We start from the raw sequence: 21,339 nt of genomic DNA, 5'->3' as shown, positions 1-21,339 counted from the left end.
AGTGCCATGCTTGCTTACATTCTCAGACGTCTGCTGCTGATGATCCCGACACTGATCGGGGTCATCACGCTGACTTTCGTCGTCACGCAGTTCGTACCGGGCGGACCGGTCGAGCAGATGGTGATGCTGATGCGCCACGGCGCGCAGCACGGTGGCGGCGGCGATGGCGGCGGCGGTGGCGGCGGCTACCACGGCAGCCAGGGCGTCGATCCGCAGCAGATCGAGCAGATCAAGAAGCAGTTCGGCTTCGACAAGCCGCCGCTCACGCGCTACTTCCTGATGATGAAGAACTACGCGACGTTCGACCTCGGTCAGTCGTACTTCCAGCACGAGAGCGTCTGGCAGGTCATCAAGGACAAGCTGCCTGTGTCGATCTCATTGGGGCTATGGACGGTGATATTGACGTACGCCGTATCGGTGCCGCTCGGGATCGCGAAGGCGGTGCGTAACGGCACCCGCTTCGACACGGTCACGAGCGTACTGGTGCTGATCGGCTACGCGATCCCGGGCTTCGTGCTCGGCGTGCTGCTGCTGATGCTGTTCGGCGGCGGCACGTTCTGGCAGGTGTTCCCGATGCGCGGGCTGACGTCGGACAACTTCGACGATCTCAGCACGATCGGCAAGCTGCTCGACTATCTGTGGCACATGGTGTTGCCCGTGACGGCATCGGTGGTCGGCAACTTTGCGATCGTCACGATCCTCACGAAGAACACGTTCCTCGAGGAGATCGGCCGTCAATACGTGCTGACGGCGCGTGCCAAGGGGGCGCCCGAGCGCGACGTGCTGTGGAAGCACGTGCTGCGCAATGCCGCGATTCCGCTGCTGACGGGTTTGCCGACAGCATTCGTCGGCGCGTTCCTGAACGGCAACCTGCTGATCGAGACGCTGTTCTCGCTCGACGGCATGGGCCAACTCTCGTACGACTCGGTGATTCGCCGCGACTACCCCGTAGTGCTCGGCTCGCTGTTCCTGTTCACCTTGATCGGTCTCGTTACCAAACTTATTGCTGACGTCTGCTATGTCCTCGTCGACCCCCGCATCCAATTCGAGCGCATGGACCGCTAAGCCGGCCACCGCTGCACCGGCGGCGTCGATTTCGCCGTGGCGGCGTACCTGGCTGCGCTTCAAGCGCGAGCGCCTGGGCTACTGGAGCCTCGTGCTCTTCGTCGTGCTGTTCGTGGTGAGCCTCGCCGGCGAGCTGATCGCCAACGACAAGCCGCTCGTCGTGCGCTACGAAGGCCACTACTACTTTCCGATCGTGAAGGAGTATCCGGAGACACAGTTCGGTGGCGACTTCCCCGCCAAGACGAACTACCTCGATCCGTATATCCGTTCGCGCATCGAATCGAACGGCAACTTCGCGATCTATCCGTTCAACCACAACTACTACGACACGATCGACTACTTCGCCGTGCGGCCGTTTCCGGCGCCGCCGTCGTCGGCAAACTGGCTCGGCACCGATCAGTTCGGGCGTGACGTGCTGTCCCGGCTGTTGTACGGCTTCCGCGTCTCGGTGCTGATGGCGTTCGCGTTGACGATATCGGGCGTCGTGTTCGGTGTGCTGACGGGGGCGATACAGGGCTTCTACGGCGGACGCACCGACCTCATCGGGCAGCGCCTGATCGAGATCTGGGCGTCGATGCCGGACCTGTACCTCTTGATCATTTTCGCGTCGATCTTCGAACCGACGTTGTGGCTGCTGTTCATCCTGCTGTCGATGTTCGGCTGGCTCGTGCTGTCCGACTACGTGCGGGCCGAGTTCCTGCGCAACCGCTCGCTCGACTATGTGAAGGCGGCGCGCACGATGGGTCTGTCGAACTGGCAGATCATCTGGCGCCATGTGTTGCCCAACAGTCTCACGCCCGTCATCACGTTCCTGCCGTTCCGCATGAGCGCGGCGATTTTGTCGCTCACCAGTCTCGACTTCCTCGGCCTTGGCGTCCCGGCGCCGACGCCGAGCCTCGGCGAGCTGCTGCAAGAAGGCAAGAACAACCTCGATGCCTGGTGGATTTCGATTTCGGCGTTCTCCGCGCTCGTCATCACGCTGCTGCTGCTGACGTTCATGGGCGACGCCTTGCGTAACGCGCTCGATACGCGCAACCGTGGTTCGGCCTTCGGAGGGGCGAAGTGATGAGCAACAATCAGCCCCTGCTGCGGATCGAGGACTTGTCGATCGGTTTCGGCGATAAATCGGTCGTGCGCGATCTGAATCTAGCGGTCAGCCGCGGCGAGCGTGTCGCGCTGGTCGGCGAGTCAGGCTCGGGCAAGAGCGTGACCGCGCTGTCGATCCTGCGTCTCGTGCAACATGCGAAGTACGCGGGCCGCATCATGTTCGACGGCGAAGACCTGCTGAGCAAGAGCGAACAGCAGATGCGCGGCGTGCGCGGCGCCGATATCGCGATGGTGTTCCAAGAGCCGATGACGGCGCTCAATCCGCTGTACACGATCGGCAAGCAGATCGCCGAAAGCCTGCGGCTGCATGAAGGCTTGCGGCCCAACGCCGCGCGTGCGCGCGGTATCGAACTGCTGCGGCGCACGGGCATTCCCGAGCCGGAGCGACGCATCGACAGCTTCCCGCATCAGCTTTCGGGCGGTCAGCGTCAACGCGCGATGATCGCGATGGCGCTGGCGTGCCGTCCGCGCCTGCTGCTCGCCGACGAGCCCACCACGGCGCTCGACGTGACCGTGCGCCAGCAGATCGTCGACTTGCTGATCGGCCTGCAAGAGCAGGAAGCCGCTGACCGTGGCATGGCCGTGCTGTTGATCACGCACGACCTCAACCTCGTGCGACGCTTCGCGCAGCGCGTGGCCGTGATGGAGAAGGGCGTGCTCGTCGAAACGAATACGACCGAAGCGCTCTTCACGAACCCGCAGCACCCGTATACGCAGCGCCTGCTCGATAGCGAACCGCGCCGCAACATCGATCCCGTGCCGGCAACGGCGCCGAACGTGTTGGACATCAAAGGGCTGGCCGTCGATTACCGCATGAGCGTCAAGGGCGTGCGTGGCCTGTTCGGCAGCGCGAAGTTCCGCGCCGTACAAGACGTCGACTTGACGCTGCGCCGTGGCGAGACGGTCGGCATCGTCGGCGAGTCGGGCTCGGGCAAGTCGACGATGGCATCGACCGTGCTGGGCTTGCAGCGCGCTGCGGCCGGCGAGGTGAAGATCGGGGGCCGCTCGCTCGCGTCGTTCCGTGCGTCCAGCGCGGAATGGTGCGCGCTCTGCGCCCGCATGCAGGTGGTGTTTCAGGATCCGTTCGGTTCGTTGTCGCCGCGCATGACGATCGAGCAGATCGTCGGCGAGGGGCTGCGCGTGCACAAGCCTTCGCTCGACGCGAAAGCGCGCAGCGCGCGAGTGGCCGAGCTGCTCGAAGAGGTCGGGTTGCCGGCCGATGCGCTGCTGCGCTATCCGCACGAGTTTTCGGGCGGTCAGCGGCAGCGTATTGCGATCGCACGCGCGTTGGCGGTCGAGCCCGAACTGCTGGTGCTCGACGAGCCGACGAGTGCGCTCGACGTGTCCGTTCAGCAACAAGTGCTGGGCCTGCTCACGCGTCTGCAAAAGAAGTACGGCCTCAGCTATCTGTTCATCACGCACGATCTGGCCGTGATGCGCGCGATGGCGCACCGCGTCGTCGTGATGAAGTCGGGGCGCATCGTCGAATCCGGCGATACGCTGCAGGTGCTGCAGGCTCCGTCGCATCCGTATACGCAGTCGTTGCTCGCTGCGTCGATGCAGATGCCGGAAGCCGATACGCGTGAGGAGCTTGCATGATCGATGAGCGGTGGAGTGAAGCTGCAGCGGGGCTGACGAGCGAAGCGGATTTCTGGTCGCTACGGATCGTCGATGAGCGCATCGAGGACCACGTCGTGCGCAACGACGTGGCTCAGCCGTTCACCACGCTGCGCGATCGCGGCGCCATGTTGACGGCCTGGTGTGGTGCCGGTGCCGGCTACGCGGCGACGGCCGACCTCTCACCGTCCGGCCTGCAAGCCGCGCTCGCACGAGCGGGCGAACGCGCGCGGGCCGCCGCTCGCGTGTCGCTGATCGATCAGCGTCTCGTCGCGCGTCCGGCCACGAGTGGCGATTACGTGTCGCCGCATGCCGAGCGCGCGCTGCCTACGCGCGGCGAATGGCTCGACCGCCTCGCCCACGAATGCGCGAGCGCCCGCATCGACGAGCGCATCGTCGAACGCACGGCAAGCGTGCAGATCACGCACACCGATCAGCTGTATTTGACGAGCGACGGCGTGCGCATCACGCAACGTTTTCGTTTCCTGAAGCCGTATTTGAGCGTGGCCGCGCACGCGCGCGGCGACACACAGGTGCGCTCGCTGGGCGGGGGCCATGGCCTGCTCGGGCAGGGCGGCCTCGAGATCCTTGCGCGTCACGGCTTCGACGGCGCGGGAGCGCGTGTGGCCGACGAGGCATTGCAGCTGCTGGCCGCGCCGAATTGCCCGTCGGGCCGGCGCGATCTGCTGTTGATGCCCGATCAGATGATGCTGCAAATCCACGAGTCGATCGGTCATCCGCTCGAGCTCGACCGCATTCTCGGCGACGAGCGCAACTTCGCCGGTTGGAGCTTCGTGAAGCCCGAGATGTTCGGCAATTACCGCTACGGCTCTGAGCTCTTGAACGTCACGTTCGATCCCGAACTGCTCGAAGAAGCCGCGACCTATGCGTTCGACGACGACGGCGCACAGGCGCGCAAACACTATCTGATCCGCGACGGCATACTCGAACGGCCGCTCGGCGGCACGCTGTCACAGCAGCGCGCCCAATTGTCGGGCGTGGCCGCATCGCGCGCATCGAACTGGAACCGTCCACCGATCGATCGCATGGCGAACCTGAACATCGAGCCGGGCGCGAGCTCGCTCGACGAGCTCATCGCCGGCATCGAGCACGGCATCCTGATGCGCTCGAATACGTCGTGGTCGATCGACGATCATCGCAACAAATTCCAGTTCGGCTGCGAGTTCGGCCAACTGATCGAGAACGGCAAGCTCACGCAAGTCGTCAAGCAACCCAACTATCGCGGCATCTCGGCGAGCTTTTGGCGCAGCCTGAAGGCCGTCGGCAACGACACGACGCGCGAAATCTACGGCACGCCGTTTTGCGGCAAGGGCGAGCCCTCGCAGATCATCCGTGTGGGCCATGCGTCGCCCGCGTGCGTGTTTGCCAACGTCGACGTATTCGGAGGGGCATGATGGATTCATCGAATCGCACGGGAGAGGCTGTGCCCATCGCGACCAGCCCCGATTGGCAGCAACACTTCTCGTGGCTCGCCGATGCGATCGAGCGCATGCGCTCGGGCGAGGAGACGATGCTGCTGTCGTTGTCGGCCGAGGAGTCGGAGTTCATTCGCTTCAACGAAGGCAAGGTGCGCCAGATCGGCAGCGTGTCGCAGGGCAAGCTGACGCTGCGGCTCGTCGACGGCGCGCGGCAGGCCTACTCGACGCTGACGTTGGGCGGCGACGCCGTCGCCGATCTGCGCGACGTGACCGAGGCGCTCGCGACGCTGCGCGACAGCTTGCGCGATGCGCCCGACGATCCCCACCTCTTGTTCGACCGTTCGCAATGGACGCAGTCGACGCGGCGCGCGGGTGTCTTGCCCGAGCCGCACGCGCTCGTGCGGACGGTGGCCGAATGCGCGCGCGGGCTCGACTTCGTCGGGTTCTATGCGGGCGGCACGATCATGCGCGGCTTCGCGTCGTCGAGCGGCAGCCGCGGCTGGTACGAGGTGGCCAACTTCAATTTCAGCTGGTCGCTCTACGACCGCAGCGGTCGCGCGATCAAGAGCGTGTACACGGGGGATGCGTGGAGCGATGACACGTTCGCGCGCAAGGTCGAGCAAGCCGCTCAGCGCCTGCCCGTGCTCGGACGTGCGCCGCATGTGCTCGGGCCTGGCCGCTATCGCGCCTATCTGGCGCCGGCCGCGATGCAGGAGTTGCTCGGAACGGTTGGGTGGCAGGGTTTTTCGGCGCGTCAGCAGGCCGCTTCGCGCAGCGAGCTGTACAAGCTCCACGTCGGCCAGGTTGCGCTCGATCCGCGCGTGACGCTGACCGAAGACCTGAGCCTTGGCATTACGCCGGGCTTCAACGATGACGGCTACCTACGAGAAAGCGTACCGCTCGTGCAGGCGGGGCGTAGCGTGGAACGGTTGACCGACGCGCGCAGCGCCCGCGAATACGGCTTCAAGCCGAACGGCGCGCTGTCCGAAGAGATCGTCACGACACTCTCGATGGCGGGCGGCGATCTGGCGGCGGACGATGTGCTCAGCGTGCTCGATTCGGGGCTGTATGTCGGCAATCTATGGTATGTGAACTACTCGGATCGCATGAATTGCCGCCTGACGGGCATGACGCGCTTCGCGACGTTTTGGGTCGAGGGCGGCAAGATCGTCGCGCCCGTCGATGCCATGCGCTTCGACGACAGCCTGTACCGTCTGCTTGGCGATGAGCTCGAGAGACTCGATGCGGAGCCCGAGCTGTTGCTCAGCGATTCGACGTGGGGCGAGCGTGCGACCGGAGGGATGCGATTGCCGGGCATGCTCGCGCGATCGTTCGAACTCACACTCTGAACGCATGACCGAAACAACAACGATAAAAACCGAATCTTTGCCTGAGGGGTTGCTGCTCCGGCCGCTGCGTGCGTCCGACGCGGAGCAGTATCACGCGTTACAGGAGCAGCCGGGCTTGTTCGCGCAGGCGAACCCGCATATGCCGCACCGGTCGCTCGACGACCGGCGCGACTGGCTCGCGCGTATCGGGCCGCCCGCGATCGTGCTGGGCGCGGTGGTGGGCGAGACGCTCGTCGGCACGGCCGAGCTTCAGCCGGGCCGGATGCGCCGCGCGCACACGGCCGTGATAGGCATGAGCGTGCACGAGGCATGGCAGGGTCGCGGCATCGGCAAGCGGCTCATGGTCGAGCTCATCGACATCGCCGACAACTGGCTGGGCTTGCGCCGGCTCGAGCTGCAAGTATTCGTCGACAACGCGCGTGCGGTCGGCCTGTATCAGCGCTTCGGGTTCGAGATCGAGGCACGGCAACGCGGCAGCGTCGTGCGCGATGGCGCGCTCGTCGACATGTATCTGATGGCACGCCTGCGCGATGCCATTCCCTTCGGAGCGCCTGCACGATGAACGCCACGCAATCGATCGAACAGGAAGGGTCGCGCTTCGAGATTCGCCCGCGCGAATCGTTCGACGGGGAGGCGATCGCCCAGCTGATGAACCTGCCCGGCGTGCGTCATGGCACGCTCATCCAGCCGTATGTGCTGGCTTCGACGCTGACCGAGCGCGAGAAGGGCTCGAGCGAGCGCAGTGTGCGCCTGTGCGCGACGATCGACGGTGACATCGTCGGTCATGGGACGTTGCTCGTCCATAAGCCGCGCCGCTCGCATTGCGGGAACGTCGCGCTCAGCGTGCACGACGCTTACGTCGACCGTGGCATTGGCACCGCGCTCATGCACGCGATGATCGATTGCGCCGACCGTCAGCTCGGCTTGCGCCGTCTCGAGTTGACCGTCTTCGCTGACAATGCGCGCGCGATCGCGCTGTATCGCAAGTTCGGGTTCGCCGACGAAGGCTACTCGCGCGCCTACGCAGTGCGGGACGGCGAGCTCGCCGACGTGCTGCACCTGGCCCGCCTGGTCGACGCGCCGGCGTTCGCTTCACTGTGAGGACACCCGCGTGCCATCATTTTTCATCGACCGCCCCGTCTTCGCCTGGATCGTCGCCCTCGCGATCATCGTCGCCGGCGCGCTGGCCGTGCCGATGCTGCCGGTGTCGCAGTATCCGCACCTTTCCCCGCCGCGCATCGTCATCTCCGCGACTTATCCGGGCGCATCGGCCGAAGCCGTCGACAGCGACGTAGCGAGTCTCGTCGAGCAAAGCCTCGACGGTGCCGACGGGCTCCAATATTACGAAACGACGAGCGATGCGCTCGGCAACCTCGAAATCGACGTCACGTTCACGCCGGGTACCAGCCCGGATCTCGCGATGGTCGACGTGCAGAACCGGCTCAAGCAGATCGAGCCGCGCTTGCCGCAGGCGGTCGTGCAGCAAGGCATCAGCGTGTTCAAGGCCACCAACACGTTCCTGATGCTCGTGTCGATGGTCTCGACCGACGGCACGCGCGATTCGACGGCGCTCAGCGATTACCTGAACCGCTATCTGCTGCGCGAGCTCAAGCGCACGCCGGGCGTCGGCGCCGCCGAGCTGTGGGATGCGGACGAAGCGATGCGCATCTGGCTCGATCCGGTCAAGCTGCGCGAGTTCAATCTGGCGCCAGCCGACGTCGCAGCCGCTATCCGCGCGCAGAACACGACCGTGACGGCCGGCACGCTCGGCGATGCGCCTGCCGTCAACGGTCAGGTGCTGACCGCGTCGGTCAGCGTGCGCGGCCAGCTGCGTACGCCGGCCGAGTTCGCGCAAATCGTGCTGAAGGCGCTGCCCGATGGTTCGGTCGTGCGCATCGGCGACGTCGCGCGCGTCGAGCTCGGCCGCGATAGCTACACGTTCTGGTCGCGCCTGAACGGCAAGAACGCGGCGACGGTCGGTATCCAACTGGGCCCGCTCGGCAACGCACTCGAAACGTCGAATGCGATTCACGCGCGGGTGGCCGCGCTCAAGAAGTCGCTGCCGCCCGGTATCGATGTCCAGATTCCGTACGACGGCGCCCACTTCGTGAAGATCGCGATCAGCGAAGTCATGATCACGCTGATCGAGGCGATCGTGCTCGTGTTCTGCGTGATGTGGCTGTTCCTGCGCGACTTGCGCTACACGCTCGTGCCGACCGTCGTGATTCCGGTGGCGCTGATGGGCGCGTTCGTCGCGATGTACACGTTCGGGCTCTCGATCAACGTCTTTACGCTGTTCGGCCTCGTGCTGGCGATCGGCATTCTCGTCGACGATGCGATCGTCGTCGTCGAGAACATCGAGCGCATCATGCGCGACGAAGGCTTGCCCGCGCGCGAAGCGACGCGCAAGGCGATGGCGCAGATCGGCGGGGCCATCGTCGGCGTGACGGCGGTGCTGATCGCCGTGTTCGTGCCGATGGCGTTCTTCACGGGCGGCGTGGGCGGCATCTATCGGCAGTTCTCGATCGCGATGATCTCGGCCATTCTCGTGTCGGCCTTCATGGCGCTGTCGCTCGCGCCCGCGCTATGCGCGAGCCTGCTGAAGCCGCCAGCCGCCGACGCCCACCATGCGACCGGCCTGGTCGGGCGTTTTCTGGCTGGCTTCGATCGCACCTCGGTGCGCTATCGCGGGTTCGTCGAGCGATTGTTGCGGCGCCCGGCGCGCGTATTCGCCGTGCACGTCGCGCTCGTGGTCGCGGGCACGTTCATGTATCAGTCGCTGCCGAGCGGCTTTCTGCCTACCGAAGACCAAGGCCAGGTGATGGTCATGGTCATTCTGCCGCCCGGTGCGTCGCAGCAGCGCACGTTCGCCGTGGTGCAGAAGGTCGAGAAGATCTTGCACGAACAGCCGTCGATCGAGAACGCGACGACGGTGATCGGCTGGAGCTTCATCGGCCAAGGGCAGAACGTCGGGATGGCATTCATCGACTTGAAGGACTGGGGCCATCGCGACATCGACGCCCAGACGCTGCGCGACCGGCTCAACGAAGCGTTCTCCAAGATCGACGAGGGCCAGGTGTTCGCGCAGTTGCCGCCATCGGTGCCGGGCCTCGGTCACTCCGAAGGCTTTACGTTCCATCTCGAGGATCGTGGCGGGCTCGGCAAGGATGCGCTCGATGCCGCGCGCGAGCAGCTGCTTCGACTGGCCGAGCACGATCCCATCCTGGCCGACGTGCATTCGGAAACGCTGCCCGACGCGCCGCGGGTGACGCTCGAGATCGACCGCGCGAAAGCCTATGCGATGGACGTATCGTTCGATGCGATTCAGGACGTGCTCGGCAACACGTTCGGCATGTCCTACATCGACGACTTCCCCGCTGGCGGGCGCATGTTGCGCGTCCTGGTCGGCGCCGACGCGCCCACGCGCATGACCGATGCCGACCTGATGAAGCTGTCGGTGCGCAATGCGAGCAACAAGATGGTGCCGTTCTCGGCTTTTGCGTCGCTGCACTGGAGCCGTGGCCCCATCATCGTGCAGCGCTACAACGGTTATCCGGCGCTCGATCTGAACGGCCGCGCCGCGAAGGGCTACAGCTCGGGCGCGGCAATGGCCGAGATGGAGCGGCTCGCCGCGCAATTGCCGGAGGGCTTCGCCTACGACTGGGCCGATGCGTCGCTGGCCGAAACGCTGGCCGCGCGCCAGACGCCGCTGCTGATCGGGCTGTCGCTGCTCGCCGTATTCATGGCGCTCGCGGCGCTATACGAGAGCTGGACCGTGCCGCTGTCGGTGCTGGTCGTCGTCCCGCTCGGCATGATCGGGGCCGTGGCCGCGATGCTCATCCGCGACATGCCGAACGACATCTACTTCAAGATCGGCCTCGTGACGGTGATCGGCCTGGCTGGCAAGAACGCCATTTTGATCGTGCAATTCGCGCGCGATCTGCGCACACGCGGCGTGGCGTTGGCTGACGCGGTCGTGCAGGCGTGCGCGATGCGCTTCCGGCCCATCGTGATGACGTCGGCCGCATTCCTGCTTGGCGTCGTGCCGCTCGTGTTCTCGACGGGCGGCGGCGCCGAAAGCCGGCACTCGATCGGCACCGGCGTGTTCGGTGGCGTGATTGCCGCGACCGCGCTGGGCCTGGTGTTCACGCCCATCGCGTTCTACGTCGTGATGCGATTGACTGAACGGCGCCGGCCGGCAGCGGCCAGCGGCGACAAGCATGGCGACACGACCCCGACGTCGGCCGGGCCGGCTGGCCGCGCGCTGGACGATCAAGCCCTGCGTGATACCGAGACGGAGCGCTCATGATGGATGGCAGTATGACGCGGCATCGCAAGACTTACGAACGAGGCTCGTGGCTCGACCAGGATCGGCCAGCCACGGTGCTCGGCTCGAAGATTCGGTCGTTGCGTCAGCGCTTGTTGCTGACGCTCGACGAGACTGCCGCGTGCGCGGGCATCTCCACGCCGTTCCTGTCGCAAGTGGAGCGCGGGCTCGCGCGGCCGTCGCTCGCGACGTTGATGGCGATCGCGCGCGTGCTTGGCGTCGACCTTCAGTACCTGCTCGAGGCGCCGCGCGAGGGGCGCTACATCGCGCGCGGCGATCAGCTTGCGTTCTTCGGCTTTGCCGATGCCGGCAACTTGTTCGCGCGCCTGACGCAGGTGTTCGACGGCGGGCGCATGGAGGCGCTGCTCGTGCGCATGCCGGCAGGGCAAAAGCTCGCCGAAGTCGCGACGCGCGCGGGCGAGCAGTTCTGGTACGTGCTGTCGGGCACCGTTGCGTTGACGCTCAAGGGCAAGACGTTTTCGTTTCGTACCGGCGACTCGGCGCACTATGACGCGACCGACGAGCACAGTTGGGAAAACACCGGCGATCTCGAGGCCGTACTGATGTGGGTCGGTACGCCGAGCTTGTTGTAACGCCGCTAATTCAAACGTTTGCTGAACAAAAATAAACATGACGACCTCGAATGCGATGAATCCGTTACTTGAGCCATGGAACGACCCTCACGGTCTGCCGCCGTTTGCGCGTATCGTGCCCGAGCACTTCCCGCCCGCGTTCGAGGCGGCGATGCGCGAGCATCGGGACGAGATCGATGCGATCGCGAACGCGAGCGATGCGCCGACGTTCGACAACACCATTGCGGCCATCGATGCCGCAGGGCAGACGCTGTTTCGTTTGACGGTGCTGTTCGAGAACCTCGCGGCGAGCGCGACGTCGCCGGCGCTGCAAGCCGTCGAGCGCGACTGGTCGCCGCGTCTGGCCGCGCACGAAAGCGTGATCTATCAGCACGAAGCGCTGTTTGCGCGCGTCGCGGGCGTTTACGCTGAGCGCGAGTCGCTCGCGCTGACGGCCGAGCAGCGGCGTCTGCTCGAGCGCTTCTATCTGGATTTCGAGCGCGCGGGCGCGACGCTCGCCCCGCAGGCCAAAGCGCGCTTTGCAGAAATCGTGGAGCAATTGGCCGCCCTGGCTGCACAATTTCGTCAGAACGTTCTGGGCGACGAAACCGCATTCGCGCTGACGCTGAGCGGCGACGAACTGGCCGGCCTGCCCCCATCGTTGCTGGAATCCGCGCGTGAAGCGGCCCGTGTGCGCGGGTTGCCCGACGGGACGCATGCGATCACGCTGGCGCCGTCGCTGGCCGAGCCGTTCCTGACGTTCTCCGAGCGGCGCGATCTGCGCGAGCGCGTGTGGCGTGCCGGCAAGGAGCGCGGCGCGCACGACGGCGAGCGCGACAACCGCCCGGTGGCGGCCCGCATCGTTGCGTTGCGGCAAGAGAAAGCGTCGCTGCTCGGTTACGCGACGTACGCCGACTACCGGCTCGCCGATCGCATGGCGCATACGCCACAGGCCGCGAACGATCTGCTGACGCGCGCGTGGCAGCCTGCGCTCGTCAAAGCCGGCGAAGATCGTGCCGCGCTGACGGAACTCGCGCGCGAGCTCGGTCAGCCTACGCCGATCGCCGCGTGGGACTGGATGTATCTCGCGGAGAAGCTGCGTCAGAAGCGCTTTTCTATCGACGATGCGCAAATCAAGCCGTACTTCTCACTCGACGCGATGGTCGCGGCGATGTTCGATTGCGCTTCGCGCCTGTTCGGCTTGCGATTCACGGAACGCCACGACGTGACGCTTTATCACGCCGACGCCCGCCTGTGGGAAGTGGCCGACAGCGAAGGCAAGCCGGTCGGCGTGTTCATCGGCGACAACTTCGCCCGGCCGGGCAAGCGCAGCGGCGCATGGATGAGCATTCTGCGCGCGCAGTCGGGCCTGAACGGCGGCACGTTGCCGATCGTGCTGAACAACAACAACTTCGCGAAAGGCGCTCAGACGCTGCTGAGCTTCGACGATATCCGCACGCTCTTCCACGAGTTCGGGCATGGGCTGCATGGCCTGCTGTCGAACGTGCACTATCACCGGCTGTCGGGCACGAACGTGCTGATGGATTTCGTCGAGCTGCCGTCGCAATTGTTCGAGAGTTGGGCGCGCGAGCGCGACGTGCTGCAACGCCATGCCCGGCACGTCGAAACGGGCGAGCCGATCCCGGAGGTGCTGCTCGATCGGCTCGAGGCGGCAAGTCGCTTCGATCAGGCGTATGCCACGGTCGAATATGGGGCGTCGGCATTGGTGGACATGGCCTTGCATTCGCTGCCGCGCGGCGAAGCGGTCGACATTGCCGAATTCCAAACGGCGCAAGCTGCAAAACATGGTGTGCCGCCCGAAATCGACTTCAGGCATCGCTTGTCGCACTTTCAACACCTATTTGCGGGGGAGGATTACGCGGCGGGCTATTACGTCTATTTGTGGGCCGACGTGCTGGCGGCCGACGGCTATACGGCTTTCGAAGAAGCGGGTAATCCATTCGACCGGGCTACGGCCGAGCGCTTGCACAAATGGATTTACAGCAGCGGCAATTCGATCGATCCCGCGCTGGCTTATGAACGGTTCCGCGGCCGTGCACCGGCAGTCGAGCCGGTATTGAAGAAACGCGGTTTGCTGTAAGGCCGCTGGTTCAACCGGTTGCGGGCCATCTGGCCTGCAGCCGTTGAACCCCACTCGTCGCCGCTCGGCGCAGCCCGTCTGCGAAATCGCACCGCTCGTCGCATGCGCGAGCGCACCGGCACCCGCGCGAATACAGTCACGATCAAGCACTCCCGCTCGATCACGGCACTTCGCGAGGCATCCGATGCAATACGTTCCGACCTACGTCTATGTCCTGTTGTGCGTCCTGGTCTACGTCGGCATCAGGCGCTGCTACCCACGCACCATCCGTGTCGAACGCACGATCGTGTTTCCCCTCGCGTTCGTGCTGCTCGGGGCGTCGAGCGTAAACCGTCTGTTCCCCGGCGCCGGCTGGCCCGACTACGCGCTGGCGCTGTTCACGCTCGCTGCGGGCATCGTGCTGGGCTGGCTGCATGCGAGCCGTTGGCGGCTTGGCTTCGAGCCCATTGCAACCGTCGACGATAGCGGCGTACGACGCAGGGGCATGCGTGTGCGACTGCCTGGCGATCCGAGCCTGCTCGTCACGCTGCTGCTGATGTTCGCCCTCGAAGGTTTCCTGCATTACGCGGTCGAAACGCGTCAACCCTGGGCCGCCTCCGAGCAGTTCGTTTCGCTTGCGTTCGCTGCATGGGGCATGCTGGCCGGTATGCCGCTCGGCCGTGCCTTGAACGTGCTCGTCCGCTCGATCCGGGCAGCCGGAGAACGCTCCAGCCATCCCGCGACAAGCTTTGAATGAAAGGCGCCGGGCACTCGCACCGATGTGCCCCTTGTGTGCCTTCGATGCCGGCTGCGGCGCAATTCGTTATGCTGGGCGGTGTGCTGTAGCCGTATGTTCTGTCCGGAACCGATGGTTATGCGGCGGGCTACTACGTTTATTCTTGGGCCGACGTATTCGCAGCCGACGGCTAAACGGCATTCGAAGAAGCAGGCGATCCATTCGAACGGGCCACGGCCGAGCGTTTGCGCAAATGGATTTACAGCAGTGGCAATTCGATCGATCCGGCGTTGGCTAACCAGCGGTTCCACCGCCGTGCACTGGCAGTCGAGCCTGTATTAAAGAAACGCGGTTTGCTGTAGGTCGATGCAAAAGTAATAGAACGTCAGCCTTCCATTCGTCACTATCGACGTCAGGAAGCCAGCGCTATACTCGTTGCCGCATTTCAGTGCGGTAGCCGGTATTTTTGTCTGCTCCGAACAATCGGAGCATTTACGTCGATTCGGTTTTCCCATTCGAACATGGATAACAACGTGCGCGGCGTACCACGCCGGCTACCCAGAGCATGTCTAAGTCGTGTGCCGCTAGGTCGCTCGCTGGTGGCATTCGCCTGCTCGGTGGCGCTCGGCGCGTGTGCGGTCGGCCCCGATTTCAAGGCGCCGGCTGCGCCGAGCGTGACATCCGTCACCGAGCAGCCGATGCCTACGCAAACGATGGCCACGCCGGTGGCCGGTGGCGAGCCACAGCAGTTCAAGGCGCGCCTGGCGCTCGATTCGCACTGGTGGACGCAATATGGTTCGCCGGAGCTGGACCGCCTCGTCGACGGCGCGCTGACGAACAGTCCGACGATCGACTCGGCGCAAGCGGCATTGCGTGACGCGCAGCAGCAGCTCAACGCGCAGCGCGGCGCGCTGTTTCCGTCCGTGAGCGGCTCGCTTGGCGCATCGCGCGAGAAGATCAACGGCGCCTCGCAGGGCTTCCCCGGGCCCTTCAATTTCCTGTTTACGCTCTATAACGCGTCGGTCAATCTGTCATACAACTTCGACGTATTCGGCGGTGTGCGGCGTGGAATCGAAGCGGACGAAGCCGCGCGCGATGCGCAGCGCGAAGAACTGCAAGCGACCTATCAAACGCTGGCAGCCAATGTCGTGACGGCTGCCGTGCTCGAAGCGTCGCTGCGCGCGCAGATCGATGCGACGCACGATCTGGTTGCTTCGGCGCAGCATGAGGTCGAGCTCGCGCGCAAGCAGTTCGAGCTGGGCGGTTCGCCACGCTCCGACGTCCTGCAGGCCGAGTCGAACCTCGCGTCGGTCGAGGCTACCGTGCCGCCGTTGCAGCAGCAGCTTGCCGAGGCGCGCAGCCAGTTGGCCGTCTATGTCGGCAAGCTGCCAGGCGAGTACGGCGAGCAACCGCTGGATCTGGCTGCGCTGCGCTTGCCGCCCGACATTCCGGTCATGGTGCCGTCCGAGGTCGTGCGGCAGCGTCCCGACATCCGGCGTGCGCAGGCACAGCTGCATCAGGCTAGCGCGCGGGTGGGCGTCGCGACGGCGAACATGTTCCCGCAGATCGGCATTACGGGCAGCTTCGGCGATTCGGCCGAAACGTTGGGTTCGTTGCTCAAGAGCAATGTGTTCTCGCTGGCCGGCAACCTGACGCAGCCGCTGTTTCAGGGCGGCACGCTCAACGCCAAGCGGCGTGCCGCGATTGCGGAGTACGATCAGTCGTACGCGCAGTATCGGCAGACGGTGTTGCTCGCGTTCAAGAACGTGGCCGACACACTGCGCGCGCTCGAGCACGATGCGCAGACGCTCAACGCGCAATATCGCGCGCAAACGGCGGCGGCCGACAGCCTGCATCTGATCGAGCAACGGTTCGGCCTCGGCGGCGCGAACAACCTCGATCTGCTGATCGCGCAGCAGCAATATCAGCGCTCGCGCATCGCGTATGTGCAGGCGCAGGCGGCGCGTTATCAGGACACAGCTGCACTCTTCCTCGCATTGGGTGGCGATTGGAGCAGTCCGGCCGAAGACGCGATGCAAACGGCGCCTCGAGCGCAGACGCAGACACAAACGCAAACACATTGAGCGGGCCAGGCCCACCAACTCTTTTCGATTTCGCGGAATTCCTTTCATGACGGACAAATCCGACTTGCTGCGCGAATTACGTATCGACCGGGGGCAACGGCCCGCCGATACGCAGACCGGTCATCGCTCGTGGTGGATCGCAGGCTTGCTGGGCCTGCTGATCGTGTTGGGCTTGGGCGCATTCTTCTGGACGCGTTCGGCCGCGCCCGAGGTCAAAGTGGCCGTGGCACGCGCGCTGCCTTCGAGCTCGGGCGTGCAGGGCGGCGCCTCGATGCTCGATGCGTCGGGCTACGTGGTGGCGCGCCGGCAAGCCACGGTGTCGGCGAAGATCACGGGCAAGCTCGAGCAGCTGTTCATCGAGGAGGGACAGCACGTCAAGGAAGGCGACGTCGTGGCCAAGCTCGACGATACGAATGCGTCCGCGTCGTTGCTCGAAGCGAAGGCCGGCGTCCAGCAGGCGGAGGGCACGCTGGCTCAGGCGAAGGCCGCGGCAGAAGACATCGCGCCGACGTATGCGCGCGACAAGAAACTCGCGGCGACAGGCGTGATCAGCACGGCGGCGCTTGAAGCGAGCAAGTCCGCCTACGACGCGAGGCAAACCGATCTGTTGGTCGCCGAAGGCAATCTCGCCGTGCGGCGTGCGGCACTCGAAGTCGCACAGCGCGACTATAACGACACCGTCGTGCGCGCGCCGTTTACGGGCGTCGTCACGACCAAGAACGCGCAGCCCGGTGAAATCGTGTCGCCGCTGTCGCAGGGTGGCGGCTTCACGCGTAGCGGCATCTGCACGCTGGTCGACATGGATTCGCTCGAAGTCGAAGTGGACGTCAGCGAAAACTTCATCAGCCGCGTGCGCACGCAAGGGCCCGCCGTCCTGAAGCTCAATGCGTATCCGGACTGGCAGATCCCGGCCTACGTGATCGCGGTGATACCGACGGCCGACCGCAGCAAGGCGACCGTGAAGGTGCGCGTGGGCTTCAAGTCGCGCGACCCGCGCATCCTGCCCGAGATGGGCGCGCGCGTGTCGTTCCTCAGCGATGCGCAGGGTGCGCAAGGCGCAGCGCACTCGGCGGGCGGCGGTGTCCTGCTGCCGCCGGAGGCCGTGCAGGTGGGCGGGGCGGCCGGCTCGAATACGGGGACCGTATTCGTGTTGCACGATGACACGCTCGAACGCCGCGCGGTCAAGCTCGGCGCGCGCAACGACGACGGGCAGACCATCCTGGCCGGCCTGAATGCGGGCGAGCGGGTGGCAGTCGGCGATTTCGCCAAGCTCGCCGATGGCACCCATGTGAAAGTGGTCGATCGATAAACGAATTAGAAGGCTGAACGAGGAGTGATGCAATGACTGCGATGGTATCGATGCGCAATGTCGTGAAGACCTACACGCGAGGCAAGCAAAGTGTCGAGGTCCTGCACAACCTGAACCTCGAAGTCGAGCAAGGCGACTTCGTCGCGCTGATGGGGCCGTCGGGCTCGGGCAAGACCACCGCGCTGAACCTGATCGGCGGCATCGATCATCCGACGAGCGGCGAGATCATCGTGGCCGGCGAGCGCATCGATCAACTGCGCGGCGGCCGTCTCGCGCGCTGGCGCGCCGACAACGTCGGCTTCGTGTTCCAGTTCTACAACCTGATGCCGATGCTGACCGCCGAGAGCAACGTCGAGTTGCCGCTGCTGCTGACCTCGCTGTCGAAGGAGCAGCGCATGCGCAACGTGCGTACGGCGCTGAAGGTGGTGGGCTTGGAGGAGCGGCTCAAGCACAAGCCGTCGGAGCTGTCGGGTGGTCAAGCGCAGCGGGTTGCAATCGCACGCGCGCTCGTATCCGATCCGAAGCTGCTCGTGTGCGACGAACCGACGGGCGACCTCGACCGCACGACGGCCGACGAAATCCTGCACTTGCTGCAGGTGCTCAATCGCGAGTATGGCAAGACGATCGTGATGGTCACGCACGATCAGAAAGCGGCCGACTACGCGACGCACACGCTGCACCTCGACAAGGGCAGATTCGTCGACGAGCGGGCCAGGACCGAGGCTTGAGAAGCGGAGCGCACGCATGAAATACATACCCCTGATGTGGGCGATGTTATGGCGCAAGAAGTTGCGCACGTCGCTTTCGCTGCTCTCGATCGTGATTGCGTTCCTGCTGTTCGGCATGCTGCAAGGGATCAATGCGGCATTTCAGCAGACGATCGAGCGCTCCAACGTCAACCGGCTCATCGTGACGAACCGTATCTCGCTCACCGAGTCGCTGCCGCTCGCCGATCTGACGCAGATCGAATCGATCCCGGGCGTCGAGCGCGTCTCGCATGAATCGTGGTTCGGTCCGTACTATCAGGATCCGAAGAACCCGCTTGCGGCGTTTCCCGTCGAAGCCGAGCGCGCGTTCGCCGTGCGGCCTGAATTTCAGGTGCCGCCCGAGCAGTTGAAGGCGCTCGAGAAGACGCGCACGGGCGCCATCGTCGGCAAGACGCTCGCGGACAAATACGGCTGGAAGGTCGGCGACCGCCTGCCGTTGCATTCGACGATCTGGGTCAAGGCATCGGACGGCACGTCCGATTGGGACTTCGACATCGTCGGCATCTACCAGGACCCGGGTAATCGTCAGCGTGAAGAGGCCCTGTACTTCAACTACAAGTACTTCGACGAAGCGCGCAGCTTCGGCAAAGGCACAGTCGGCTGGTACGTGGTGCAGTTGAAGGATCCGCGGCAATCGGCCGAGGTCGCGGCGGCGATCGACAAGCGCTTCGCGAACTCGCCCGACGAGACGAAGACGCAGACGGAAAAGGAATTCCAGCAGTCGTTCCTCAAGCAGATCGGCGACATCAGCCTGATCGTCACGTACATCCTGTTCGCGGTGTTCTTCGCGCTGTTGTTCGCGGTGGGCAGCACGGTGATGCAGGGCGTGCGCGAGCAGGTGCCGCAGCTGGCCGTGATGAAGACGCTCGGCTTCAGCGATACGCGCGTGCTCGTGCTCGTGCTGTTGCAATCGCTGCTGCTGTGCGTGTTCGCGGCGGTGCTCGGCATCGGTATTGCCGACCTGCTGTTCCCAGCGCTCAGGGATACGCTCGGCGTCGTCGAAATGCCGCCGAAGGTGATTGCCGAAGGCTTGTTGATGGCGATCCTGCTGGCAGCGGCCACGGGCCTCGTACCGGCCTGGCGCGCCAAACGGTTGGTCATTGTGGAGGCCCTGCGGTCATGATCAAGCAAATCGTAGCAGTCACGTCGATGAACCTGCGCAGCCTGCCGCAGCGGATCGGTATCGCGTGGGTCATCGTCATCGGCATTGCCGTGACGGTCGCCGTCATGGTGTCGGTGCTCGCGATGGCCGAGGGCTTCACGCAGACGCTCAAGGGCACGGCGCGCATGGATCGCGCGATCGTGCTGCGTGCGGGTTCCGAAGCCGAACTCGGCAGCACGATCTCGCGCGAGAACACGCAGACGATCCTCGATGCGCCTGGCGTGCACAAGGATGCTGCCGGCCGCCCGGTTGCGTCTACCGAGGTCGTCGTCATCGTGTCGCTGCCGCAGAAGAAGGACAACGGCGATGCGAACGTCACGCTGCGCGGCGTCAGTCCCAATGCGATGAAGCTGCGCCCCGAGATCCACTTGGTCGCTGGCCGCATGTATCGGCCCGCCGTGCGCGAGATCATCGTCGGCAAGTCGGCCGTCACGCAGTTCAAGGGGCTCGAGCTCGGCAGCCATATCGCGTTCCGCGATTCCGAGTGGACCGTCGTGGGCATCTACGAGAGCGGCGGCGATGCGCACGAATCGGAAATGCAAGGTGATGTCGAGACCGTGTTGTCGGCCTATCGCCGCAACCTGTTCCAGTCGGTGACGGTGATGCTCGACTCGGCTGCGGCGTTCGATAGCTTCAAGGGGGCGCTGACGACCGATCCGACGCTGAAGGTCAGCGTGCAGCGCGAGGCCGACTACTACGCGTCGCAGTCGCGCAATCTGTCGAAGCTCTTGAACTTGCTCGCGTATTTTGTCGGTGGAATCATGGCGCTGGGCGCGTGCTTCGGCGCGGTCAACACGATGTACACGGCCGTGTCCACGCGTACGCGCGAGATCGCCACGTTGCGCGCTATCGGCTTCGGCGGCGCGCCGATCGTGATCTCGGTGCTCGTCGAATCGCTGCTGCTCGCGTTGATCGGCAGCGTGGTCGGTTCGATCGCGGCATGGCTCGGCTTTAACGGCAACACCCTCAATACGCTGGGCTCGAACTTCACGCAGGTGGTGTTTCACTTGACGGTCACGGCCTCGCTGCTTGTATCGGGGGTGTTCGTCGCCTGCGTGGTCGGCATGCTCGGCGGTCTGCTGCCGGCCGTGCGCGCGGCGCGCTTGCCGATCGCCACGGCATTGCGTGCCAATTAGTCACTGGTTACTAGTAACGGGTAAAGGAATGGATTCGCAAACGATCGACAGTGTGACCGTGCGGCGCCTCAGCGGCGCGGAAGCGGCGGCGGCCGTCGAAGGGCTGGCCGACGTGCTCATCGATTGCGTCGAAGGCGGCGCAGGAGTGAGTTTCGTGCTGCCGATCGCGCGCGAGACCGCCCTCGCGTTCTGGCGAAACGTGGCCGAAGGGGTGGCGCGCGGCGAGCGGGTGTTGCTCGTCGCGCAAGAGCCGAACGGGCGCATCGTCGGCACCGTCCAGCTCGTGATGGCGATGCCCCAGAATCAACCGCACCGTGCCGACGTGGAGAAGGTGCTCGTGCATCGCGATGCGCGGCGGCGCGGCGTGGCTCAACGCTTGATGGCTGCGATCGATGGCGCTGCGCGTGAGGAGAACAAGAGCGTGCTCGTGCTCGATACGGTAACCGGCGGTGACGCTGAGCGCTTGTATGCGCGCGCGGGCTGGCAGCGCGTCGGCGACATACCCAATTACGCGCTGAAGCCCGACGGCACGCTGGGCGGTACGACGTTCTTCCACAAGCAGCTGTGATGTTGCTTTAACGTGGCACGT

The 21,339-nt window shown here is 64.9% G+C and carries 17 protein-coding genes; all 17 read left to right on the top strand.

Features of this window, described 5'->3' with window-relative positions; translation table 11 throughout:
• Nucleotides 1-6 precede the first annotated feature (6 nt).
• The 17 genes from D7S89_RS13570 (at nucleotide 7) to D7S89_RS13490 (ending at nucleotide 21,318) form a co-directional block, all read left to right on the top strand.
• Nucleotides 7-1,065 (top strand): microcin C ABC transporter permease YejB, encoded by a 1,059-nt coding sequence (locus tag D7S89_RS13570; RefSeq protein WP_121278189.1) that lies wholly within the window; start codon nucleotides 7-9, stop codon nucleotides 1,063-1,065.
• Nucleotides 1,019-2,131 (top strand): ABC transporter permease, encoded by a 1,113-nt coding sequence (locus D7S89_RS13565; protein ID WP_121278188.1) that lies wholly within the window; start codon nucleotides 1,019-1,021, stop codon nucleotides 2,129-2,131. The genes D7S89_RS13570 and D7S89_RS13565 overlap by 47 nt, the downstream gene beginning before the upstream one ends.
• Entirely contained in the window at nucleotides 2,131-3,771 is a 1,641-nt protein-coding gene (locus D7S89_RS13560; protein ID WP_121278187.1) for an ABC transporter ATP-binding protein, read from the top strand. The genes D7S89_RS13565 and D7S89_RS13560 overlap by 1 nt, the downstream gene beginning before the upstream one ends.
• Nucleotides 3,768-5,204 carry a TldD/PmbA family protein gene (locus D7S89_RS13555; protein ID WP_121278186.1) on the top strand — a complete coding sequence of 479 codons (1,437 nt, stop codon included), beginning with the start codon at nucleotides 3,768-3,770 and terminating at the stop codon, nucleotides 5,202-5,204. Before D7S89_RS13560 ends, D7S89_RS13555 begins: the two co-directional genes overlap by 4 nt.
• Nucleotides 5,201-6,577 (top strand): TldD/PmbA family protein, encoded by a 1,377-nt coding sequence (locus D7S89_RS13550; protein ID WP_425470801.1) that lies wholly within the window; start codon nucleotides 5,201-5,203, stop codon nucleotides 6,575-6,577. Before D7S89_RS13555 ends, D7S89_RS13550 begins: the two co-directional genes overlap by 4 nt.
• Nucleotides 6,578-6,581: 4 nt before the next feature.
• Complete coding sequence (locus D7S89_RS13545; protein WP_121278184.1) at nucleotides 6,582-7,139, top strand: GNAT family N-acetyltransferase; 558 nt, start codon at nucleotides 6,582-6,584, stop codon at nucleotides 7,137-7,139.
• Nucleotides 7,136-7,678, top strand: a complete 543-nt coding sequence (locus tag D7S89_RS13540) for a GNAT family N-acetyltransferase (protein ID WP_121278183.1) — start codon at nucleotides 7,136-7,138, stop codon at nucleotides 7,676-7,678. The genes D7S89_RS13545 and D7S89_RS13540 overlap by 4 nt, the downstream gene beginning before the upstream one ends.
• A 10-nt stretch (nucleotides 7,679-7,688) precedes the next feature.
• A complete protein-coding gene (locus D7S89_RS13535) occupies nucleotides 7,689-10,886 on the top strand; it encodes a multidrug efflux RND transporter permease subunit (protein ID WP_121278182.1) in 3,198 nt (1,065 codons plus the stop codon).
• 11 nt (nucleotides 10,887-10,897) lie between these two features.
• Nucleotides 10,898-11,497: a helix-turn-helix domain-containing protein gene (locus D7S89_RS13530; protein ID WP_121278338.1), complete on the top strand. Its 600-nt coding sequence runs from the start codon at nucleotides 10,898-10,900 to the stop codon at nucleotides 11,495-11,497.
• A 37-nt stretch (nucleotides 11,498-11,534) separates the two neighbouring features.
• Nucleotides 11,535-13,577, top strand: coding sequence for a M3 family metallopeptidase (locus D7S89_RS13525; protein ID WP_121278181.1), 2,043 nt, complete (start codon nucleotides 11,535-11,537; stop codon nucleotides 13,575-13,577).
• Between the two features lie 184 nt (nucleotides 13,578-13,761).
• On the top strand, nucleotides 13,762-14,313 hold the full coding sequence (locus D7S89_RS13520; protein ID WP_121278180.1) for a hypothetical protein: 552 nt from the start codon (nucleotides 13,762-13,764) through the stop codon (nucleotides 14,311-14,313).
• Between the two features lie 578 nt (nucleotides 14,314-14,891).
• Nucleotides 14,892-16,376 carry an efflux transporter outer membrane subunit gene (locus tag D7S89_RS13515; protein ID WP_245982882.1) on the top strand — a complete coding sequence of 495 codons (1,485 nt, stop codon included), beginning with the start codon at nucleotides 14,892-14,894 and terminating at the stop codon, nucleotides 16,374-16,376.
• A 46-nt stretch (nucleotides 16,377-16,422) separates the two neighbouring features.
• Nucleotides 16,423-17,685, top strand: a complete 1,263-nt coding sequence (locus tag D7S89_RS13510) for an efflux RND transporter periplasmic adaptor subunit (protein WP_121278178.1) — start codon at nucleotides 16,423-16,425, stop codon at nucleotides 17,683-17,685.
• A 32-nt stretch (nucleotides 17,686-17,717) separates the two neighbouring features.
• Nucleotides 17,718-18,413 carry an ABC transporter ATP-binding protein gene (locus D7S89_RS13505; protein WP_121278177.1) on the top strand — a complete coding sequence of 232 codons (696 nt, stop codon included), beginning with the start codon at nucleotides 17,718-17,720 and terminating at the stop codon, nucleotides 18,411-18,413.
• Between the two features lie 16 nt (nucleotides 18,414-18,429).
• On the top strand, nucleotides 18,430-19,575 hold the full coding sequence (locus tag D7S89_RS13500; RefSeq protein WP_121278176.1) for an ABC transporter permease: 1,146 nt from the start codon (nucleotides 18,430-18,432) through the stop codon (nucleotides 19,573-19,575).
• A complete protein-coding gene (locus tag D7S89_RS13495) occupies nucleotides 19,572-20,750 on the top strand; it encodes an ABC transporter permease (protein WP_121278175.1) in 1,179 nt (392 codons plus the stop codon). Before D7S89_RS13500 ends, D7S89_RS13495 begins: the two co-directional genes overlap by 4 nt.
• 28 nt (nucleotides 20,751-20,778) lie before the next feature.
• Complete coding sequence (locus D7S89_RS13490) at nucleotides 20,779-21,318, top strand: GNAT family N-acetyltransferase (RefSeq protein WP_121278174.1); 540 nt, start codon at nucleotides 20,779-20,781, stop codon at nucleotides 21,316-21,318.
• The last annotated feature ends 21 nt before the right edge of the window (nucleotides 21,319-21,339 follow it).

This window comes from Trinickia fusca (genome assembly GCF_003628145.1).
Taxonomy (GTDB): domain Bacteria; phylum Pseudomonadota; class Gammaproteobacteria; order Burkholderiales; family Burkholderiaceae; genus Trinickia; species Trinickia fusca.
The sequence above is the reverse complement of the archived record's forward strand: the minus strand, read 5'-3'. Positions and strand labels throughout refer to the sequence as shown.